Source organism: Actinomadura barringtoniae (assembly GCF_017573505.1).
Classification (GTDB): Bacteria; Actinomycetota; Actinomycetes; order Streptosporangiales; family Streptosporangiaceae; genus Spirillospora; species Spirillospora barringtoniae.
In genome coordinates, this window is record NZ_JAGEOJ010000016.1 from 184,315 (window position 1) to 202,918 (window position 18,604).

Genomic DNA, 18,604 nt, shown 5'->3' on the forward strand with positions numbered 1-18,604 from the left:
CGCCGTCGCGGCCGCGCGAGCCGTGCCGCGCTCATTCGAACCCCGGCGCTCATTCGAGCCCCGTCCGGCCGTGCGCGCCGCGCAGCCGCTCGGCGTGCTCCTGCAGCGACCGGACGCCGACGTGGCCGCCCGCGATGGCCTCGATGCCCTGCACCGCCGCGGCCAGTCCCTGGACGGTGGTGACGCACGGCACGCCGCGCAGCACCGCCGCGGTACGGATCTCGTAGCCGTCGAGACGAGGTCCCGACTGACCCGGGCTTCCGAAGGGAGTATTTACGATGAGGTCCACCTCGCCGTCGAGGACGCGCCGCACGATGGTGGGCTCGCCGTCGGATCCGGGGCCTTCGCTGTGCTTGCGCACGATCTTGGCACGGACTCCGTTGCGGCGCAGTACCTCGGCGGTGCCGGCGGTGGCCAGGATCTCGAAACCGAGGTCGGCGAGCCGCTTCACCGGGAAGATCATGTGTCGCTTGTCCCGGTTGGCGACGGAAACGAACGCGCGGCCCTTGGTCGGCAGCGAGCCGTAGGCGCCCTGCTGCGACTTGGCGTAGGCGGTGCCGAAGACCTCGTCGATGCCCATCACCTCGCCGGTGGAGCGCATCTCCGGACCGAGCACGATGTCGACGCCCTGGCCCTTGGCGTTGCGGAACCGGTCGAACGGCAGCACCGCCTCCTTGACCGCGATCGGCGCGTCCAGCGGGAGCATCCCGCCGTCGCCCGACTCGGGCAGCAGGCCCTCCTCGCGCAGCGAGGCGATGGTGGCGCCCATCATGACCCGCGCGGCGGCCTTGGCGAGCGGCACGGCCGTCGCCTTGGACACGAACGGGACCGTGCGGGAGGCGCGGGGGTTGGCCTCCAGCACGTAGAGCACCCCGGCGGCGAGCGCGTACTGCACGTTCATCAGCCCGCGCACGCCGATGCCGGCCGCGAGCGCCTCGGTGGACTCGCGGATGCGCCGGATGTCGTCGTGCCCGAGGGTGATCGGCGGGAGCGCGCACGCCGAGTCGCCGGAGTGGATGCCGGCCTCCTCGATGTGCTCCATGACGCCGCCGAGGTAGAGCTCGGTGCCGTCGTAGAGCGCGTCCACGTCGATCTCGATCGCGTCGTCGAGGAACCGGTCGACCAGCACCGGGTGCTCAGGACTGGCGTCGGTCGCCTTGGCCATGTACGTGCCCAGCGTGGTGTCGTCGTAGACGATCTCCATGCCGCGGCCGCCGAGCACGTAGGACGGCCGGACCAGCACCGGGTAGCCGATCTCGTCGGCGATCTCCTTGGCCTCCTCGTAGGAGGTGGCGGTGCCGTGCTTGGGGGCGGCGAGCCCGGCGCGGTGCAGGACGCGGCCGAACGCGCCGCGCTCCTCGGCCAGGTGGATGCTCTCCGGCGAGGTGCCGACGATCGGCACGCCGGCGTCCTTGAGCTTCTGCGCGAGCCCGAGCGGGGTCTGCCCGCCGAGCTGCACGATCACGCCCGCGACCTCGCCGGACTTCTGCTCGGCGTGCACGACCTCCAGGACGTCCTCCAGCGTGAGCGGCTCGAAGTACAGCCGGTCGGAGGTGTCGTAGTCGGTCGAGACGGTCTCGGGGTTGCAGTTGAGCATGACGGTCTCGTAGCCCGCCTCGGCCAGCGTGAACGAGGCGTGCACGCAGCTGTAGTCGAACTCGACGCCTTGGCCGATGCGGTTCGGGCCGGAGCCGAGGATGAGGACCTTGGGCTTGCTGCCCGGCGGGACCTCGGTCTCCTCGTCGTAGGCCGAGTACAGGTAGGGCGTCTGCGCCTCGAACTCGGCGGCGCAGGTGTCGACGGTCAGGTAGACCGGGCGGATGCCGAGCGCGTGCCGCAGCTCGCGGACGACCTCCTCGGAGATCCCGCGCAGCTGCCCGATCTGGGCGTCGGAGAAGCCGTTGCGCTTGGCGCGCAGCAGCTTGTCCTTGGTGAGCGCGTCCTCGGCGGTGCGGACCTCGTCGGCGATCTCGTTGATGGCCGTGATCTGGTCGAGGAACCAGGGGTCGATGCCGGTCGCCGTGTACAGGTCCTGGATGGTCGCGCCGCGCCACAGCGCCCGCTGGACGTCGCGCAGGCGGCCGTCGTGGGGCGTGCGGGCCGACTCCACGAGCTCCTCGACCGAGCGCCCGTCCTCCGCCCAGCTGAACGAGGAGCCCTTCTGCTCCAGCGAGCGCAGCGCCTTCTGCAGGGCCTCGGTGAACGAGCGGCCGATCGCCATGGCCTCGCCCACCGACTTCATGTGCGTGGTGAGCGTGCCGTCGGCGCCGGGGAACTTCTCGAACGCGAACCGCGGGACCTTGACGACGATGTAGTCGAGGCTCGGCTCGAAGCTCGCCGGGGTCTCCTTGGTGATGTCGTTCGGGATCTCGTCGAGCGTGTAGCCGACCGCCAGCCGCGCCGCGATCTTGGCGATCGGGAAGCCGGTGGCCTTGGACGCCAGCGCCGACGACCGCGAGACCCGCGGGTTCATCTCGATGACGATCATGCGGCCGGTGCCCGGGTGGACGGCGAACTGGATGTTGCAGCCGCCGGTGTCGACGCCGACCTCGCGGATGACCGCGATCGCGACGTCGCGCATGTTCTGGTACTCGCGGTCGGTGAGGGTGAGCGCGGGCGCGACGGTGATCGAGTCGCCGGTGTGCACGCCCATCGGGTCGAGGTTCTCGATGGAGCAGACGATCACGACGTTGTCGTGCTTGTCGCGCATGACCTCGAGCTCGTACTCCTTCCAGCCGAGGATCGACTCCTCCAGGAGCACCTCGTTGGTCGGGGACGCGTCGAGGCCCGCGCCCGCGATGCGGCGCAGGTCGTCCTCGTCGTGCGCGAAGCCCGAGCCGCGGCCGCCCATGGTGAACGAGGGCCGTACGACCAGCGGGTAGCCGAGCTCCCCCGCGCCCGCGAGCACCTCGTCCATGGTGTGGCAGATGACCGAGTGCGCGGACTCGGCGTTCAGGCCCTGCTCGCGCGCGACCTTGGCGACGATCTCCTTGAACTTCTCGCGGTTCTCGCCCGCCTGGATGGCGTCCACGTCGGCGCCGATCAGCTCGACCCCGTACTGCTGGAGGACGCCGCTCTCGAAGAGGGAGATCGCGGTGTTGAGCGCGGTCTGGCCGCCCAGCGTCGGCAGCAGCGCGTCGGGCCGCTCCTTGGCGATGATCTTCTCGACGACCTCGGGGGTGATCGGCTCGACGTAGGTGGCGTCGGCGAACTCCGGGTCGGTCATGATCGTCGCCGGGTTGCTGTTGACCAGGATGACCCGCAGGCCCTCGGCCTTCAGCACCCGGCAGGCCTGCGTGCCCGAGTAGTCGAACTCGCACGCCTGGCCGATCACGATCGGGCCGGACCCGATCACCAGGACGGACTGCAGGTCTTCACGGCGCGGCATCAGCGACCACTCCCCATGATCTCGATGAAGTGATCGAACAGGCCGGTGGCGTCGTGCGGGCCGGCGGCGGCCTCGGGGTGGTACTGGACGCTGAAGGCCGGGCGGTCGAGCAGCCGCAGCCCCTCGACGCAGTTGTCGTTCAGGTTGACGTGGCTGACCTCGGCGCGGCCGTACGGGGTGTCGAACGGGCCGTCCGTCGGGGCGTCCACCGCGAAGCCGTGGTTGTGCGCCGAGACGTCGACCTTGCCGGTGCGGCGGTCCTGCACCGGCTGGTTGATGCCCCGGTGCCCGAAGCGCAGCTTGTAGGTCCCCAGGCCGAGCGCGCGGCCGAAGATCTGGTTGCCGAAGCAGATGCCGAAGAACGGCTTGCCCGCGTCCAGCACGCCGCGCAGCGCCTCGACGGCGTAGTCGGCGGTGGCGGGGTCGCCCGGCCCGTTGGAGAAGAACACCCCGTCCGGGTTCAGGGCGAGGATCTGCTCGGCGGTCGTCTTGGCGGGCAGGACGTGCACCTCGCAGCCGCGCTCGGCCATGCGGTGCGGCGTCATGCCCTTGATGCCGAGGTCGATCGCCGCGACGGTGAACCGCTTCTCGCCGATCGCGGGGACGACGTACGGCTCCTGCGTGGCGACCTCCGGCGCGAGGTCGGCGCCCTCCATCGAGGGCGTCGCCAGCACCTGCTGGAGCAACTCGTCCACTCCGGCCTCGACGGCCGCCCCGCTGAAGATGCCGGCGCGCATGGCGCCCCGGTCGCGCAGGTGACGGGTGAGGGCGCGGGTGCCCGGGATCGCGATACCGACGACGCCCTGGTCGCGCAGCGCCGACCCCAGCGAGCCGGTGGCCCGCCAGTTGGACGCCACGCGGGCGGGCTCGCGGACCACGTAACCGGCGACCTGGATGCGGCCGGACTCGGGGTCCTCGTCGTTCACCCCGGTGTTGCCGATGTGCGGCGCGGTCATGGCGACGATCTGGCGGGCGTACGAGGGGTCGGTCAGGGTCTCCTGGTAGCCGGTCATGCCGGTGTTGAAGACCATCTCGCCGAAGGTCGTCCCCTCCGCCCCGTACGCGACTCCCCGGAAAACGCGTCCGTCTTCGAGGATGAGCACAGCCGGGGGCTGGGTCACTGAAGTTTTCCTTCCAGCACGGTCGGCCGGCCGCGCAGGAACGTGGCGACGACCCGGCCGGGCAGCTCCAGCCCCGCGAACGGGGTGTTGCGGCTCTTGGAGGTCATCGCCGACGCGTCCACGGTGCGGCGCGGCGACGGGTCGTACAGCGTGATGTTGGCCGGGGAACCGGCCTCCAGCGGACGACCCTGTCCGCTGAGCCGCCCGATCCGCGCGGGGCGGTACGACATGCGGTCGGCCACCCCCGCCCAGTCGAGCAGGTCCGTCTCGATCATGGCCTCCTGGACCACCGCGAGGGCGGTCTCCAGCCCGATCATGCCCATGGCCGCCACGGCCCACTCGGTCTCCTTGGCCTCGACCGGGTGCGGCGCGTGGTCGGTCGCGACGCAGTCGATCGTGCCGTCGGCCAGGGCGTGCCGGAGCGCGGTGACGTCGTCGGCGGTGCGCAGCGGCGGGTTGACCTTGAAGATCGGGTCGTAGGACTCGGCCCGGGTGTCGTTCAGCAGCAGGTGGTGCGGGGTGACCTCGGCGGTCACCTGCACGCCCTTGCTCTTGGCCCAGCGGATCAGCTCGACCGAGCCCGCCGTGGACACGTGGCAAACGTGCAGGCGCGAGCCGACGTGCTCGGCGAGCAGCACGTCCCGGGCGATGATCGCCTCCTCGGCGACCGCGGGCCAGCCGCGCATGCCGAGCGCGGCCGACATGACGCCCTCGTTCATCTGGGCGCCCTCGGTGAGCCGCGGCTCCTGGGCGTGCTGGGCGACGACGCCGTCGAACGCCTTCACGTACTCCAGCGCGCGGCGCATGATCACCGCGTCCGACACGCAGTGGCCGTCGTCGGAGAAGACCCGTACCTGCGCGGCCGAGTCGGCCATCGCGCCGAGCTCGGCGAGCTGCTCCCCCGCGATGCTCCGGGTGACCGCGCCGACCGGCTGGACGTCGCAGTAGCCGGCCTCGCGGCCGAGCCGCCAGACCTGCTCGACGACGCCGGCGGTGTCGGCGACCGGGTCGGTGTTGGCCATGGCGTGCACGGCGGTGTAGCCGCCCATCGCGGCGGCCTTGGTGCCGGACTCGACGGTCTCGGCGTCCTCGCGGCCGGGCTCGCGCAGGTGCGTGTGCAGGTCCACCAGGCCGGGCAGGGCGATGAGGCCCTTGGCGTCGATGATCTCGGCGCCCTCGGCGGTCAGATCCTGGCCGATCTGGACGATCTCCTCGTCGCGAACGAGGATGTCGGCCGGGTCGCCGCCGAGGATGCGGGCGTTCTTGATGATGTAGGCAGTCACTCGGAGACCTCCTTGCCGATGGCGGGCTCCGAGCCGCCGAGCAGCAGATAGAGCACGGCCATGCGGGCGCTGACGCCGTTGGCGACCTGCTCGACGATGGTGGAACGGACGGAGTCGGCCACGTCGGCGGCGATCTCGACGCCGCGGTTCATCGGGCCGGGGTGCATGACGATCGCGTGCTCGGGCAGCGCGGCCATCCGGTCGCCGTCCAGGCCGTAGCGGCGGCTGTACTCGCGCACGGTCGGGAAGTACGAGGCGTTCATCCGCTCGTGCTGGACCCGCAGCATCATGATCACGTCGCTCTTGGGCAGCACCGCGTCCAGGTCGTAGGAGACCTCGCACGGCCAGGTGTCGACCGCGACCGGCACCAGCGTCGGCGGGGCGACCACGGTCACCTCGGCGCCGAGCGTGTCCAGCAGCAGCACGTTGGACCGTGCCACGCGGCTGTGGAGGATGTCGCCGACGATCGTGACCCTGCGGCCGTCCAGGCTGCCGAGGCGCTGACGCATGGTGAACGCGTCCAGCAGGGCCTGCGTCGGGTGCTCGTGGGTGCCGTCGCCGGCGTTGATGACACTGCCCTGCACCCAGTTGGCCAGGCGGTGCGGCGCGCCGGAGGCGCTGTGCCGGATGACGACGCCGTCGGCGCCCATCGCCTCCAGGGTCAGCGCGGTGTCCTTCAGGCTCTCGCCCTTGGACACGCTGGACCCCTTGGCCGAGAAGTTGATCACGTCGGCGGACAGCCGCTTGGCGGCCGCCTCGAACGAGATCCGGGTCCGGGTCGAGTCCTCGTAGAACAGGTTGACCACGGTGCGGCCGCGCAGGGTGGGCAGCTTCTTGATGGAACGGCCGGAGACCTGGGCGAGCTCCTCGGCCGTGTCCAGGACCAGCAGCGCGTCGTCCTTGGTCAGGTCCGCCGCGGAGATCAGATGACGCTTCACTTCGACTCCCCCGCGCCGACGGCGTGGGCCGCGCCCGCCGCGTTCGCCGCACTCGTTTCGTTCGGACCGAGGAGGACGGCGTCGCGCTCGTCGTTCTCGGCCAGCAGGACCTTCACGTTCTCGCGCATGGAGGTGGGCAGGTTCTTGCCCACGTAGTCGGCGCGGATCGGCAGTTCGCGGTGCCCGCGGTCGACCAGGACGGCGAGCTGGACGGCGCGCGGACGGCCCAGGTCGTTCAGCGCGTCGAGGGCGGCGCGCACCGTGCGGCCGGAGAACAGCACGTCGTCGACCAGCACCACGATGCGGTCGTCGACGCCCTCCGGGGGCAGCTCGGTGCGGCGGATCGCGCGGGCCGGCTTCATGCGCAGGTCGTCGCGGTACATGGTCACGTCGAGGGAGCCGCAGGGCACGCTGCGGCCTTCGACCTGCATGAGCTGCTCGGCCAGGCGCTGCGCCAGGGCGACTCCCCTGGTCTGGATGCCGAGCAGGACGACGTCTTCGCCGCCCTTGGTGCGCTCGAGAATCTCGTGTGCGATACGGGTGAGGGCGCGCCGGATGTCCGGTCCTTCGAGAACGGCCTTGTGACCGTCTGCCACGCGCGCCTCGACCGGCCCATCCGGCCGGGAGGCAGCATTCACCACCGAAACCTCCTTTCCCGCCTCACAGGACGGGTCTTAAAGGACGCCTTGTCCCCATCACCGTAGCAGTCTCCCCCTCCTGCTCAGTACCCGGATGGAACCGTGTCTTCCCTGGTGAGAGGGGTCACATCGGAGCGCGGAAAGCGCCGTGGAAGGGAGGGTGAATACGCCTGCGGCGCCGAGCCTGCGGGGCTTCGCGCCGATCCGGTCGGCCCGGATCGAGACCTGCGGATTCGACCCCTTTTTTCCAATCAGCTTGACCTAGAGCCGTCACCGTTTTACCGTCACTGTCCGTAACCATCCCTGGAGATGGACCCTAAGGGGGAGACCCCTGCGGATCCTGTTCCTCTCCAGGGCCCCGACAACGACGACGAAAGTGAGCCTGGGGGGCCGCAACATGCCGTCTGAATACGCTAAGGCTCTCGGCGCGCGCCTGCGCGCCATCCGTACCCAGCAGGGCCTGTCCCTGCACGGTGTGGAAGAGAAGTCACGTGGCCGCTGGAAGGCCGTCGTCGTGGGTTCGTACGAGCGGGGCGACCGCGCCGTCACCGTTCAGAAGCTGGCCGAGCTCGCCGATTTCTATGGCGTGCCGGTATCCGAGTTGCTGCCCGGCGGAGCCGCGCCGAGCCCACTCGGGCCTACACCGAAGCTCGTGATCGACCTCGAGCGACTGCAGCAGCTTCCGAAGGACAAGGCCGGTCCTCTCGCCCGCTACGCCGCGACGATTCAAAGCCAGCGGGGCGACTACAACGGAAAGGTCCTGTCGATCAGGCAGGAGGACCTGCGTTCGCTCGCAGTGATCTATGACAAGTCCCCGACCGAACTGACCGAGGAACTCATCACCTGGGGAGTCCTCGACCCGGAGGCGCGGCGCGCCGTCGAGTCGTTCTGACCCTCTGACGAGGCGTCCCCCGACGCCTCGTGACCACCGGCCCGGCCTCCGTCCGGGTCATGCTCGGCTGTCCGGGGCGTGACGTTTTCGTCACGCCCCGGTCGCATATCCGGGGGCCAGTCTCGGCCACGGCCGGCGCGCCTCCAGCTGCGCCGCGAGCGCGAGCAGGAGCGCCTCCTTGCCGGGCGCGGCGACGAGCTGCACGGAGAGCGGCAGTCCCGAGCCTCCGATACCCATGGGTACCGACGCCGCCGGAAAGCCCGCCAGGTTCCAGGCCGCGGTCATCGGGGCGTATCTCATCGAGGCGACCACGCTGGGCAACCATCCGCCCGCGCCCCACGCCTTGGCCTTGGGCGCCCGCTGGGCCAGCGTCGGCATCACCAGAACATCTCGCCGCTCGAACAGTGGCGCCACGGCGGCCCGGAACCGCTCCCGGTCGTCGTCGCGCGGTGGCCGCAACCGGCCGACGATCCGGCCCACCCGTACGTGCGTGCGCGTCCTGGCCTCCAGGCGCGGGTCGTCCAGCAGGCCGTCGGCGTCGGCCTCGGGCCCGACCAGCCACCGCGAGACGAGCGCGGTCGCGGCCCACACCGGATATTCCGGGTCGTCCCGCGCGACGTGGTGCCCGAGTCCGACGAACGCCTTGCCCGCCTCGCGCACCGCGGCCTTCAGGTCGTCATGGATCATCACCCCGGCGGTGGGCGCCTTGACCGACAGCGCGATCCGGACCCGTTCGGGCTCCCGGACCTCACCGAGCCCCTTGTCCGCCGCCATCACCGCCAGCGCCAGGGCGGCGTCGGCCACGCTCGTGGCGAGCGGCCCGTTCTCCGAGAGGCCGTCCCAGGAGTCGGCGCCGATCCCCGAGGGCACGACGCCGGGCCCGGGCTTGATCCCGAACACCCCGCAGTCGGCCGCCGGGATCCGGATCGACCCGGCGCCGTCGTTCCCGTGCGCGATCGCCACCATCCCCGACGCCACCGCCGCCGCGGCCCCGCCCGACGAACCGCCCGCCGTCCTGGCGGGGTCCCACGGGTTGCGGCTGACGCCGAAGGCGTTGTCGGTGAACGGGTAGATCCCCATCTCGGGCAGGTTGGTCAGCCCGACCACCACGGCCCCGGCGGCGCGCAGCCGTTCCACCACCGCGTGGTCGCGGGCCTGCGGCGTCTCCGGCGTGGCCGCCGACCCGCTGCGCATCGGCTCGCCCGCCACCGGCACGTTGTCCTTGATCGCCACCGGCACGCCCGCCAGCGGCAGCTCGCCCAGGTCGCCCCGCCGGTCGACCTCGGCGGCCTCCTCCAGGGCCCGTTCCCGGCGCACCCGCACGAACGCCCCGAGCACCCGGTCGACGTCCTCGATCAGGTCCAGATGCTCCCGTACGACCTCGACGGCCGACGTCTCGCCGGTCCGCACCGCCGCAGCGATCTCCGTCGCGCTCTTTCCCACCCACGTCATACGGAAAGAGTCTGCCGTACCGCGCCCCCGCTCACCGCCGCCCGCCGCCGCGGCGCGACGAGAGCGAAGATCACCACCAGCCCCATCACCGCCGCGCTCACCGCGAACCCGGCCACGAACCCGGACTCGGTCGGCTGCCCGTGCACCACCGAGGCCGCCACGATGACCGCGCTGGCCTGCGTGCCCAGCGAGGCGCCGACCGTGCGGATCAGGGTGTTGATCCCGGTGGCGACGCCGGTCTCCTCCGCGGGCACCGCCGCCACAACCAGGTTGGCCACCGACGCGTAGGCGAACCCGAGGCCCACGCCGCGCGCGATGCCGCCCACGTACAGCTGCCACATGGCGTCGTGCTCGAACGCCACGAACCCGTACCCCAGCCCGGTCAGCACGGCTCCCATCAGCAGCACGGCCCGCGACCCCACCCGCCGGTCGAGCAGCCCCGCCGTCATCCCCGCCGCGGTCATCCCGAAGCTCGCGGGCAGCTGCAGCAGCGCGGCCTGGGTGGCCGTACCGCCGAACCCGGCTCCCTTGGGCAGCTGCACCAGCAGCGGGAAGAGCACGCCGCCCGCCATCAGCGCGTAGCCCGACAGCAGCGACGCCGCGTTGGCCGTCCAGACTCCTCGCCGCCGCATCATCCGGAGATCGACCAGCGGCTCGCTGACCTTGCCCTCGACGAGGAGCCACCCGGCCGCCAGCACGACCGCGAGACCGACCAGGCCCAGGACTCCCGGCGACGTCCAGCCCCAGTCCATGCCCTCGGTCAGGGCGGTCAGCGCGGCCACGAGCCATCCGGCGAAGAGAACCGCGCCCCACCAGTCGACCTTGGCGTGCCCCGTCCCCTCCGTGCGTGGAACGATCCACCAGGCGGCCACGACGCCGGGCACCAGCCCGATCACCGGCACCCACAGCAGCCACCGCCACCCCAGGTGGTCGATGATCGGCCCGGCCAGGCACCACGAGACGGCCCCGCCCAGGCCCAGCATCGACGACATCAGCCCGACCGCCGACGCGGTCCGTTCGGGTGGGAAGACCTGCCGGATGATCGTGTAGGCCAGCGGGAAGACGCCTCCCCCGATCCCGCTCAGGACGCGCCCGGCGAGCATCACGCCCAGCGACCCGGCAGCCGCCGCGACGACCATCCCCACGGTCGCGATCACCACGACCACCAGGAGCACCGGCCGCGGCCCGTACAGGTCCCCCAGGCGGCCCACCACCGGCGTCGCGACCGCCGCCGACAGGGTCATGGCCGTGAGCGCCCAGGCCGCCCCCGCAGGCGTCGTGTGCAGGCCCTTCTGCAGCAGCGGCAGCGCGGGCGTGACCACCGCCATCGACAGCGAGTAGGCCATCACCCCGAGGAATGCCAGCAACGCCACCAGACCCCGACCGCGCACGACCCCTCCTCGCATACCGGCATAACTTTCTCATGCACGGCAATTGGGACGGCCCGCGCCCGTGCGCTCAAGGGCCGTCTCCGAGGCCGTCGCACAGGCGGCCCATCGGTCGGCGGCCGGGTCGGCCGGCGGCCGGTCGGCCGGTCGGTAGCCGGTCGGTCGGTAGCCGGTCGGTCGGTCGCGATCGCCGGTCGGGGCGGGCCGTCAGGTGCCCGGCTTGCGGGGTGACAGCGGCGATCGCTCGGTGGTGAGCTCCCTGGTGTCCTCGGAATCCTGGATGATCCCCAGCGCGACGTCGGACAGCTTGCGGCGGTGCCGGCGCGCGAACGCGCGGATCTCGGCGGCGGCGCGGTTGACGGTCAGGCGGCGGCGCTCGGCCAGGACACCCTTGGCCTGTTCGATGATGATGCGGCTCTGCACGGCGATGTTCAGCTGCTGCGTCAGCACGTCCGGCTGATGGGTGGCGCGATGGCCGAGCAGGCCGACGGTGGCGTGGTCGGCCAGGGCCTGGCCGAGCCGCTGGTCGGCCGGTGAGAGTTCGCCGGGGTGGTGCGTGAAGACGTTGAGCGTGCCGATGACGTCCTGCCGCAGCCGCATCGGCAGCCCGTGCGCGGCGCGGAACCCCACCTCGTGGGCGGGCGGGGCGAAGTTCGGCCAGCGGCCGACGGCCGCGGGTGCCATGAGGTCGGGGCACGAGACCGCGCGCCCGCTGGTGAAGGTGTCGACGCAGGGACCCTCGTCCTGCTGGAGCTGCAGCAGCTCCAGCATCCGGCTCTGTTCCGTCGAGGCCGCGATCAGCTGGAGCTGGCCGCGGTTGTTGGTGACCAGGACGCCGGCCGCGGCGACCGCGAGCAGGTCCGCGCAGTGCCCGGCGAGCCGGTTCAGGTAGTCGATGATGTCGAAGTCGTCGACCAGGGTGTCGGCGAGATCGACGAAGGCGATGGTGAGCCGTTGCTCTCGTGAGAGCTGGTCAGCTGCCATGGTCATCCTCGGTGTCAGGGCCACGGGGGTCCGTGGTGGCGCCCGCGACGGGCCAGCGGAGCCTTCGGGCGACGACGTCCAGCGCCACCTCCGACAGCGTGCGGCGCCGTTCGACCGCGTACCGGCGGAGCTCGGCCAGCGCGTCCTCCAGGCCGACGCGGAGCTGCACGGCCACCATGCCGGTGGCCTGGTACACCTCGGCGCGGCCGGCGCCCAGCCCGTCGCCGCCGTCCCAGGGCAGCATGCCCTGCTCGGCCGACCCGCGGTGCAGCCGGGCCAGGATCATGTCCAGGGCCAGATCGGCGATGGTCAGGGCGTCGGCGAGCTGGGTGCGGCTGAGCTCCCCGGCCGCCGATCGGTACAGCTGAAGCATGCCGGCCGAGATCGCGCCGCTGCGCAGCGGGAACGCGAAGACCGCCTGCGCGCCCGTGGCGATCGCGGCGGGGCCGTACGCGGGCCAGCGGGCCTGCATCTCCAGCGTGCGCAGGTCCTCGGCCAGCACCGGGCCGCCCACGTCCCAGGCGTCCACGCACGGGCCCTCGCCGAGCGTGAGCTGGAAGTCGTCCAGCCGCTGCGACACCGCGTCGGTGGCGTAGGCCAGGACGCGCCGTTCGGAATTGGCCGCCAGCCACACGGCGGCCCCCGTCACCGTCATGACGACCGGGCAGATCTCGCACAGGTCCGCCAGGGCGGCGGGCTTGCCATGTTCCACGGCGCGGGCGGCGACGAGCGCCGCCAGCTCAGCGCCGCGTCCGGCGGTGGGCATCGGGTTCACGTTCCTTCCGCGCTCCGCGGCGACCACTCGCAGGTAGGCCAGGGCACGGTCGAGGGCGGCACGCCGCGCGTACTCGTCCACGGGCAGCCCGGCTCGGGCCGCCGCTTCCTGAATGACCGCTGCCTGCCGTGGCGTCAGCGGAACCGTGATCAAGTGACCGTCTCCGCTGTCGAGGTCGCCCTTACCCACCTCAAAGTCCTCGTGAATTCATGGATTGGCAAGGGCGGGCGTTCGAGGGCTCTGGCTTTCGAGGGCGCTAGATGGCGCGGCGGCGGACCAGGTAGGCGAAGGCGGCCATGCCCGGGACGAGCTGAGCCCAGAAGGTCAGCAGGCGGTGGCCGAGGACTGCGGCCAGGGCGGCCGTGGCCGGGACTCCCGCAACCGTCAGGCCGGCGATCAAGGCCACGTCGATGGAGCCGATGCCGTTGGGCGAGGGGATCATGCCCGCGAGCGTCGTCATGATCATGTACGCGGCGAGCAGATGGCCCGGCGGGAGCGTGATGCCGAGGCCGCGGAGCATCGCGTACAGGTCTGCGGTGTAGAGGATCGGCAGCGAGAACGCGCCCAGCCAGAGCATGGCCGCGCGGCGCGGGTTCCTGGCGACGGCCCGTACGTCGGCATGCCAGGCCAGGAGCGCGCGCCAGCCGCCGCGGCGGACGACGAACGCGCGGACGGCGAGGACCGCGGCGACCGCCAGGAGGACGGCCAGCGTGCAGCCCGCGGCGAGCACCGCGGGATGGCGGAGCGTCAGGCCGAAGATCCATTGGCCGTGGGAGGCGGCCACGTGGACCAGCTCGGGGGCGGCGAGGATCGAGCCCGCGAGGAGGATGGCGCGCGCGACGCCGTTCGCCAGGGCCATCAGCACGAACGCGCCGACCGCCTCGCCGTTGCTCAGTCCCTCGCGGCGCAGGAACCGCAGGTAGACGACGAATCCGGCGCCCGGCAGCGGCGCGACGCCGGTCACCGCGAACTGCACGGTGACCAACCGGCCCGGGCTCGGGCGGACCCGCATCGAGCCGTAGGAGATGCCGAGGCTCGCGACGATCGTCGCGAGCGTGACGATCAGCGCGGCGCCGAGCCAGGCGTGGTCGACGTCGGCGAGGGCGCGCACGCCGTCCCGCACCGTCGCCCACTGGCCGATCGCGAGCGCCAGGACCGCGATGGCGACGACGGCCGACACCGCGAGGCGCGGCGCCGAGACCGAGCGCCGGACCGGCGGGGCGAGTGTCGTCTCCATGACGCGTGAACGCTATCGGGAGGCCGTGAGATCCATCTCGGCCATTGTCGGTCAGCCGGGTGGTTTCCGTAACTCTTGTCCCGCCGTTCACCGAGCCGGTCGCCCGGCAGGCGAAGAAGAATCGGGCCCAATCACGCAACGCGTCCTCATCGGGACACTGCGGTTGTCGCCGAAGTCGGCCCGGCGTAGGCATGAAGAAGCCGAAAGGAAAGGGGCTTGCCATGGCCGTCTACAAGACCCAGATTCAGTGGGGCGGGCCGAACGCCGACTGGCACGACGACGCCGATTTGACCGTCGTCATCAACAACCGCGACGGTGTCGTTCCCGCCGACAAGCTTCCCGAGACGGGCACCCAGATGTCCTGGGCGAGCCCCCGTGGAAACGGCCAGATCACCTTCTTCGACGACGGCACGTCCTTCGCCGGGTCGGCCCAGTTCAAGGGCGAGGGCCCGGTCGGTTACCGCGGCCAGGTCAAGAGGTGATCACCGGCGGCCGGGGCCGGTCGGGCGGCCCCGGCCATCGGGTCGCCCCCATCCCGTCCACCCGTTGGGCCGGCGATCCGATCCGCTGTTGACTCAGCTTGTTTCGTCCGAGAAATACCAGCAAAGGCCGACGGAGTCTCCCGTATCGGCTATTCGGTGCCGGTTGTCCACCATTGAACTGCGTCCGCCGGAATTGCGCCGTGGACCGCGCCGATGGGACCACCTCGGGGGGATGCGGAAGCCCATCGGCGCGGCCGGTCGGGGCGCCGGAACCAGGTGGTGCTGACCCGTGGCGGCTCCGGCGTCCCGAAGACCCCGGCGCCCCGAAGACCGAGACCGCCGCCCACCGGTGAGGAGGGGTGGACGGCGGCCCCGGGCGAAGGGGGCAGGGGGCGAGTGGGGCCAGGGGGTGGTGGGACAGGGACGGCCGGCCAGAGGGGTGCCGGCCGGCCCTTAGCTGGCCTCGGGGATCGGGAGCGTGGGCTGACTGGTGACGCCGAGGGAGTCCTCGACCAGCGAGACGAAGATCTCGGCGTCGTGGAGCAGCTCCTCGGCCTCGCGCGGGGTGACCGCGCGCGGCAGGCCCGCCTCGGCGGCGGCGCGCTTGTCGGCGCCGGCAGCGAAGAAGGCGGCCCACTCGCGCAGCGCGGGGTCGGCCTCGGGCAGCAGCACCCAGACACTGCGCGGACGGCCGCGCCGGTGCGTGTCCAGGGGCTCCTTGGACGCCAGGACGGCGGCGGCCGCTCGGAGCGCGGCGAGGTGGGCGCACACGTAGCGGACGGCGGCGGAGGTCGCCTCGGCCGCTTCGGCCAGTCCCATGCGGGCGGCGTGCAGCTGCCCCACCGCGGTGTGGGCGGGCCTGGGTGCAGGAAGCGGTCGTGGGCGCGGGCCCGGCTGGCTGAACTGGGCTGATGAGTGAACGGTGAGCGTTGCGGTCATTGCCTGGTCTCCTTCCGGCTCGGGCCGGTCGGGCGGAGAGCTTCCCCTCACTCCGCCCGACCGTCCGTCCCCCGCACAAGACACGCGCTGCCCGTGCGGGGGGACGTCGCCCCGGCGCGGGCCGCGAGTCCCGCACCACGTCGAACATAAGTTCGACGCATTCACAGTAAACCGGCCCGGCGCCGATTCGTCAATGCGTTCGAACGCGTGTCGCGGATCCGAGCGATTGCCCAGGTCAGCGCCACGTGAAACCCAGTAGAACAGGCGGGTCTGACATTCCTGACCGGCCGTGCGGACAGGCCCCGTCCAGGCGTGCGAACACCGCCCGTCCACGCGGCGAACGGCACCCGTCCGGGCATGCCAACGACCCGCTCGCGACCGTCTGACCTGGGCGCGAACGGGTGCTGAGGGTGGCGGGCCGGTTACTTGGGGCGTCGAACGTGGACCGCGACGCCCGTCCCCACGCGGTCCTGGAAGTACTCGGCCACGTGCATCGGCAGTCGAACGCAGCCGTGCGACGCCGGGTAGGCGGGAACGTCCGGGGCGCCGTGGAAGGCGATGCCGCCGTTGAAGTAGATCGGGTTGTAGAGCTGCCCGAGCGGCGAGACCTCCCAGCCGGTCGCGCGGCGGCCCGTACGGAAGTCCCCGGTGCTGGTGGTGGCGTAGCGGCAGCGGGCGACCGTGGCGCCCCGGTCCTTGGCGCAGTAGTACATGCCCGAGCCGGAGGAGATGTGGGTGATCAGGTTGACCTTGCCGTCCTTGTAGACGACCAGGAACTGGCGCCGCAGGTCCACGTCGACGCGGTCCGCCTCGCGCTTCTTGGCCACGGGCTCCGGCGTCTTGGGCGCGTCCAGGGCGGCCCACACGGTCTTGCCGACCGTGCTGGTCTGCTTGAGGCGGTTGACGGCCTCGAACGCCCACACGGCCATCTGCGTGGTCTCGCCGTACTTGCCGTCGGCGCGGCCGGGATCGTAGTCGAGCTGCTTCAGCCGCTGCTGCAGTTCCTTGACGTACTGGCCCTTGGCGCCCGGCTTCAGCTTGGGCCGGACCGCCGGCGACGGGGTCGGCGTCGCGGGGGTCGCGGAAGGGGCCGAGGCCGACGGGCTCGGCGTGGACACGGCGCCGGCGTTGGAGGTCGGGTCGCTCTGCGAGCACCCGGCCAGCGCCATCACGCCCGTCGCCACAAGGATTCCGCCAGTCCGCACGCCCATGCCGTCTCCTCTCACGCCCATTTGTCCCCCTTGGACGCACTTTTATGAGCCGAGGTTCGGACACCATAGGCTGCGGCCCATGCATCCGAACGTCGAACGTGTGACAAAGGCCCTGCGAGAGCGGGGTGCCACCGGCGAGATCGTCGAGCTCCCCGACGCGGCGCCGACCGCGCAGGCGGCCGCCGAACAGCTCGGCTGCGAGGTCGGCGCGATCGCCAACAGCCTCATCTTCAACGCGGACGGCGCACCGCTGCTGGTGCTGACCAGCGGCGCGCACCGGGTGGACACGGCCAGGGTGGCGGCGCTGATCGGGGCCGCGAAGGTCAAGCGGGCCACCCCCGACTTCGTCCGGGAGGCGACCGGGCAGACGATCGGGGGTGTCGCTCCCCTCGGCCACCCGGCGCCGATCCGTACGCTCGTGGACGTCTGGCTGAACGGGTACGAGCAGGTCTGGGCGGCGGGCGGGATCACGCACACGGTCTTCCCGACCTCGTACGACGAACTGCTGCGCATCACCGAGGGCGAGGCCGCAGAGGTGGGCCAAGCCGCAGAGGCAGGAGACTGACGTTGGAGATCTGGCACAACCCGCGCTGCTCCAAGAGCCGCAACGCCAAGGCCGCGCTCGACGAGGCCGGCGTGGCCTACACCGAGCGCCGCTACCTGGACGAGCCGCCGACGGCCGCGGAGTTCGACGCGATCCTCACGAAGATCGGCGCCGAGCCGTGGGAGGTCGCGCGGATGAACGAGGCCGTCGCCAAGGAGCTCGGCCTGAAGGACCTGGAGCACGACCGCGCCCGGTGGATCGAGCTCATGGTCGCCAACCCCGTCCTCATCCAGCGCCCGATCGTCCTGACCGACGACGGCCGCGCCGTAGTGGCACGTGACACCGAATCGGTACGTCAGGCTCTCGACAGCGCGTGATGACAGTGTGATTCTGGGGAATTGACTGAGCACGAGCCGGCTGAGCGGCGACCGGCTCAGCACCGACCGAATCGCACGATCGGCACGGCCACGGGGAGAGACGATGGCGTCGGAGATGCGCACCGGCCCGGCCGCGCGTGACGCCGACTTCCGCGGGATCGATCCGGACGCGCTCAACCAGCTGGTGAAGCAGGTCCAGGACGCGCAGAACGCGATCAAGACCTGGCTGAACGGCCATCGCCCGCCGCCGGGAGTGTCGTCGGCCGGTTATCGCCAGGCCGACCAGATCGCGCTGTGGGCCGCGGACCAGCTGGGCATGCTGACCCGCCGCTACAACTACGCCGTGACGCATCCCGACAAGGGCGGCGGTGTCACGCCGCCGCCCGTGCCGTCCCCGCCGAAGAACCACGGCAGCGGCGGCAACGGATCCGCTCCCCCGCCCAAGGTCCGCCCGCCGAAGACCCCGCGTCACCACACGACGCCCAAGGGCGCGGGCGGCATCGGCAACTTCCCCGACCGGCAGGCCGCGGCCAAGGCCGCCAAGGCCGACGCCCTGGCCACCGCCAAGGCGATCCAGGACGGCGAGCCGGTGCCCGACTCGGTGTGGAAGCACCTGAAGGCGAACGCCGACGACCCCGACTACACCGAGAAGTTCGTCGAGCGTCTCGGCCCGGCCGGAGTCGCCGACCTCATCAAGGCGGCGCACGGCGACAAGGCCAAGCTGCACGCCATCCAGGAGGCCCTCGGCACCGCCAGCCACCACACCCCCATGGACGCCAAGTGGCTGCGCGCACTGCTGGCGGAGGCCGACCGTACCGGCGTCCACCCGGCGCTCCTGCAGATCCTGAACGGCGCCGAGTGGAGCCAGAAGACCCACGACGCGCTGGGCAAGCTGGGCGTCCCGGGCCTGCATCCGAAGGACACCTCCCCCACTCCGATGGCCGGCTGAGAGGTC

Annotated in this window: 17 protein-coding genes; 5 read left to right on the forward strand and 12 right to left on the reverse strand. The window is 71.7% G+C overall.

The window, feature by feature from the left end; all coding sequences use genetic code 11:
* Window positions 1-49 precede the first annotated feature (49 nt).
* From carB to pyrR, 5 genes are read right to left on the reverse strand one after another with little or no spacing between them, the layout of a single operon-like run.
* On the reverse strand, window positions 50-3,388 hold the full coding sequence (gene carB, locus J4573_RS35640; protein ID WP_208260487.1) for a carbamoyl-phosphate synthase large subunit: 3,339 nt from the start codon (window positions 3,386-3,388) through the stop codon (window positions 50-52).
* Window positions 3,388-4,509, reverse strand: coding sequence for a glutamine-hydrolyzing carbamoyl-phosphate synthase small subunit (gene carA / locus J4573_RS35645; protein ID WP_208260488.1), 1,122 nt, complete (start codon window positions 4,507-4,509; stop codon window positions 3,388-3,390). The genes carB and carA overlap by 1 nt, the downstream gene beginning before the upstream one ends.
* Window positions 4,506-5,792 carry a dihydroorotase gene (locus J4573_RS35650; RefSeq protein ID WP_208260489.1) on the reverse strand — a complete coding sequence of 429 codons (1,287 nt, stop codon included), beginning with the start codon at window positions 5,790-5,792 and terminating at the stop codon, window positions 4,506-4,508. The genes carA and J4573_RS35650 overlap by 4 nt, the downstream gene beginning before the upstream one ends.
* Window positions 5,789-6,730, reverse strand: coding sequence for an aspartate carbamoyltransferase catalytic subunit (locus J4573_RS35655; RefSeq protein ID WP_208260490.1), 942 nt, complete (start codon window positions 6,728-6,730; stop codon window positions 5,789-5,791). Before J4573_RS35655 ends, J4573_RS35650 begins: the two co-directional genes overlap by 4 nt.
* The gene (pyrR, locus tag J4573_RS35660) at window positions 6,727-7,326 is read right to left on the reverse strand and encodes a bifunctional pyr operon transcriptional regulator/uracil phosphoribosyltransferase PyrR (protein WP_208260640.1); all 600 of its coding nucleotides are present in this window, start codon (window positions 7,324-7,326) and stop codon (window positions 6,727-6,729) included. The genes J4573_RS35655 and pyrR overlap by 4 nt, the downstream gene beginning before the upstream one ends.
* A 439-nt stretch (window positions 7,327-7,765) precedes the next feature.
* On the opposite strand from pyrR, the gene bldD reads away from it, so the two are divergent.
* Entirely contained in the window at window positions 7,766-8,260 is a 495-nt protein-coding gene (gene bldD, locus J4573_RS35665; RefSeq protein ID WP_030145002.1) for a transcriptional regulator BldD, read from the forward strand.
* Between the two features lie 90 nt (window positions 8,261-8,350).
* Here bldD and J4573_RS35670 read toward each other — a convergent pair whose 3' ends face one another.
* The 5 genes from J4573_RS35670 to J4573_RS35690 all read right to left on the reverse strand — a co-directional run bounded on the left by J4573_RS35670 (window position 8,351) and on the right by J4573_RS35690 (window position 14,096).
* Window positions 8,351-9,712, reverse strand: coding sequence for an amidase (locus tag J4573_RS35670; RefSeq protein ID WP_208260491.1), 1,362 nt, complete (start codon window positions 9,710-9,712; stop codon window positions 8,351-8,353).
* On the reverse strand, window positions 9,709-11,103 hold the full coding sequence (locus tag J4573_RS35675) for an MFS transporter (protein WP_208260492.1): 1,395 nt from the start codon (window positions 11,101-11,103) through the stop codon (window positions 9,709-9,711). Before J4573_RS35675 ends, J4573_RS35670 begins: the two co-directional genes overlap by 4 nt.
* Before the next feature lie 204 nt (window positions 11,104-11,307).
* Window positions 11,308-12,084, reverse strand: a complete 777-nt coding sequence (locus J4573_RS35680) for a GAF and ANTAR domain-containing protein (protein ID WP_208260493.1) — start codon at window positions 12,082-12,084, stop codon at window positions 11,308-11,310.
* Window positions 12,074-13,012: a GAF and ANTAR domain-containing protein gene (locus J4573_RS35685; RefSeq protein ID WP_208260494.1), complete on the reverse strand. Its 939-nt coding sequence runs from the start codon at window positions 13,010-13,012 to the stop codon at window positions 12,074-12,076. Before J4573_RS35685 ends, J4573_RS35680 begins: the two co-directional genes overlap by 11 nt.
* A 103-nt stretch (window positions 13,013-13,115) precedes the next feature.
* On the reverse strand, window positions 13,116-14,096 hold the full coding sequence (locus J4573_RS35690) for a lysylphosphatidylglycerol synthase transmembrane domain-containing protein (protein ID WP_208260495.1): 981 nt from the start codon (window positions 14,094-14,096) through the stop codon (window positions 13,116-13,118).
* A gap of 221 nt (window positions 14,097-14,317) precedes the next feature.
* Here J4573_RS35690 and J4573_RS35695 point away from each other — a divergent pair, with 221 nt between their 5' ends.
* Complete coding sequence (locus J4573_RS35695; protein ID WP_208260496.1) at window positions 14,318-14,578, forward strand: hypothetical protein; 261 nt, start codon at window positions 14,318-14,320, stop codon at window positions 14,576-14,578.
* Window positions 14,579-15,031: 453 nt separating this feature from the next.
* Here J4573_RS35695 and J4573_RS35700 read toward each other — a convergent pair whose 3' ends face one another.
* On the reverse strand, window positions 15,032-15,517 hold the full coding sequence (locus J4573_RS35700; RefSeq protein WP_208260497.1) for an SAV_6107 family HEPN domain-containing protein: 486 nt from the start codon (window positions 15,515-15,517) through the stop codon (window positions 15,032-15,034).
* A 422-nt stretch (window positions 15,518-15,939) separates the two neighbouring features.
* A complete protein-coding gene (locus J4573_RS35705) occupies window positions 15,940-16,728 on the reverse strand; it encodes a L,D-transpeptidase family protein (protein ID WP_208260498.1) in 789 nt (262 codons plus the stop codon).
* Between the two features lie 79 nt (window positions 16,729-16,807).
* On the opposite strand from J4573_RS35705, the gene J4573_RS35710 reads away from it, so the two are divergent.
* From J4573_RS35710 to J4573_RS35720, 3 genes are all read left to right on the forward strand, one after another.
* Window positions 16,808-17,293, forward strand: coding sequence for a YbaK/EbsC family protein (locus J4573_RS35710; RefSeq protein ID WP_208260499.1), 486 nt, complete (start codon window positions 16,808-16,810; stop codon window positions 17,291-17,293).
* 2 nt (window positions 17,294-17,295) lie between these two features.
* Window positions 17,296-17,649: an arsenate reductase family protein gene (locus J4573_RS35715; protein ID WP_208260500.1), complete on the forward strand. Its 354-nt coding sequence runs from the start codon at window positions 17,296-17,298 to the stop codon at window positions 17,647-17,649.
* Window positions 17,650-17,752: 103 nt separating this feature from the next.
* Complete coding sequence (locus J4573_RS35720; RefSeq protein ID WP_208260501.1) at window positions 17,753-18,598, forward strand: hypothetical protein; 846 nt, start codon at window positions 17,753-17,755, stop codon at window positions 18,596-18,598.
* Window positions 18,599-18,604: the final 6 nt, after the last annotated feature.

Coding starts and splice junctions, on each gene's coding strand:
- carB (WP_208260487.1), bottom strand. CDS start 3,388: ATGCCGCGCCGTGAAGACCTGCAGTCCGTCCTGGTGATCGGGTCCGGC.
- bldD (WP_030145002.1), top strand. CDS start 7,766: ATGCCGTCTGAATACGCTAAGGCTCTCGGCGCGCGCCTGCGCGCCATC.
- J4573_RS35670 (WP_208260491.1), bottom strand. CDS start 9,712: ATGACGTGGGTGGGAAAGAGCGCGACGGAGATCGCTGCGGCGGTGCGG.
- J4573_RS35680 (WP_208260493.1), bottom strand. CDS start 12,084: ATGGCAGCTGACCAGCTCTCACGAGAGCAACGGCTCACCATCGCCTTC.
- J4573_RS35690 (WP_208260495.1), bottom strand. CDS start 14,096: ATGGAGACGACACTCGCCCCGCCGGTCCGGCGCTCGGTCTCGGCGCCG.
- J4573_RS35695 (WP_208260496.1), top strand. CDS start 14,318: ATGGCCGTCTACAAGACCCAGATTCAGTGGGGCGGGCCGAACGCCGAC.
- J4573_RS35700 (WP_208260497.1), bottom strand. CDS start 15,517: ATGACCGCAACGCTCACCGTTCACTCATCAGCCCAGTTCAGCCAGCCG.
- J4573_RS35705 (WP_208260498.1), bottom strand. CDS start 16,728: ATGGGCGTGCGGACTGGCGGAATCCTTGTGGCGACGGGCGTGATGGCG.
- J4573_RS35710 (WP_208260499.1), top strand. CDS start 16,808: ATGCATCCGAACGTCGAACGTGTGACAAAGGCCCTGCGAGAGCGGGGT.
- J4573_RS35720 (WP_208260501.1), top strand. CDS start 17,753: ATGGCGTCGGAGATGCGCACCGGCCCGGCCGCGCGTGACGCCGACTTC.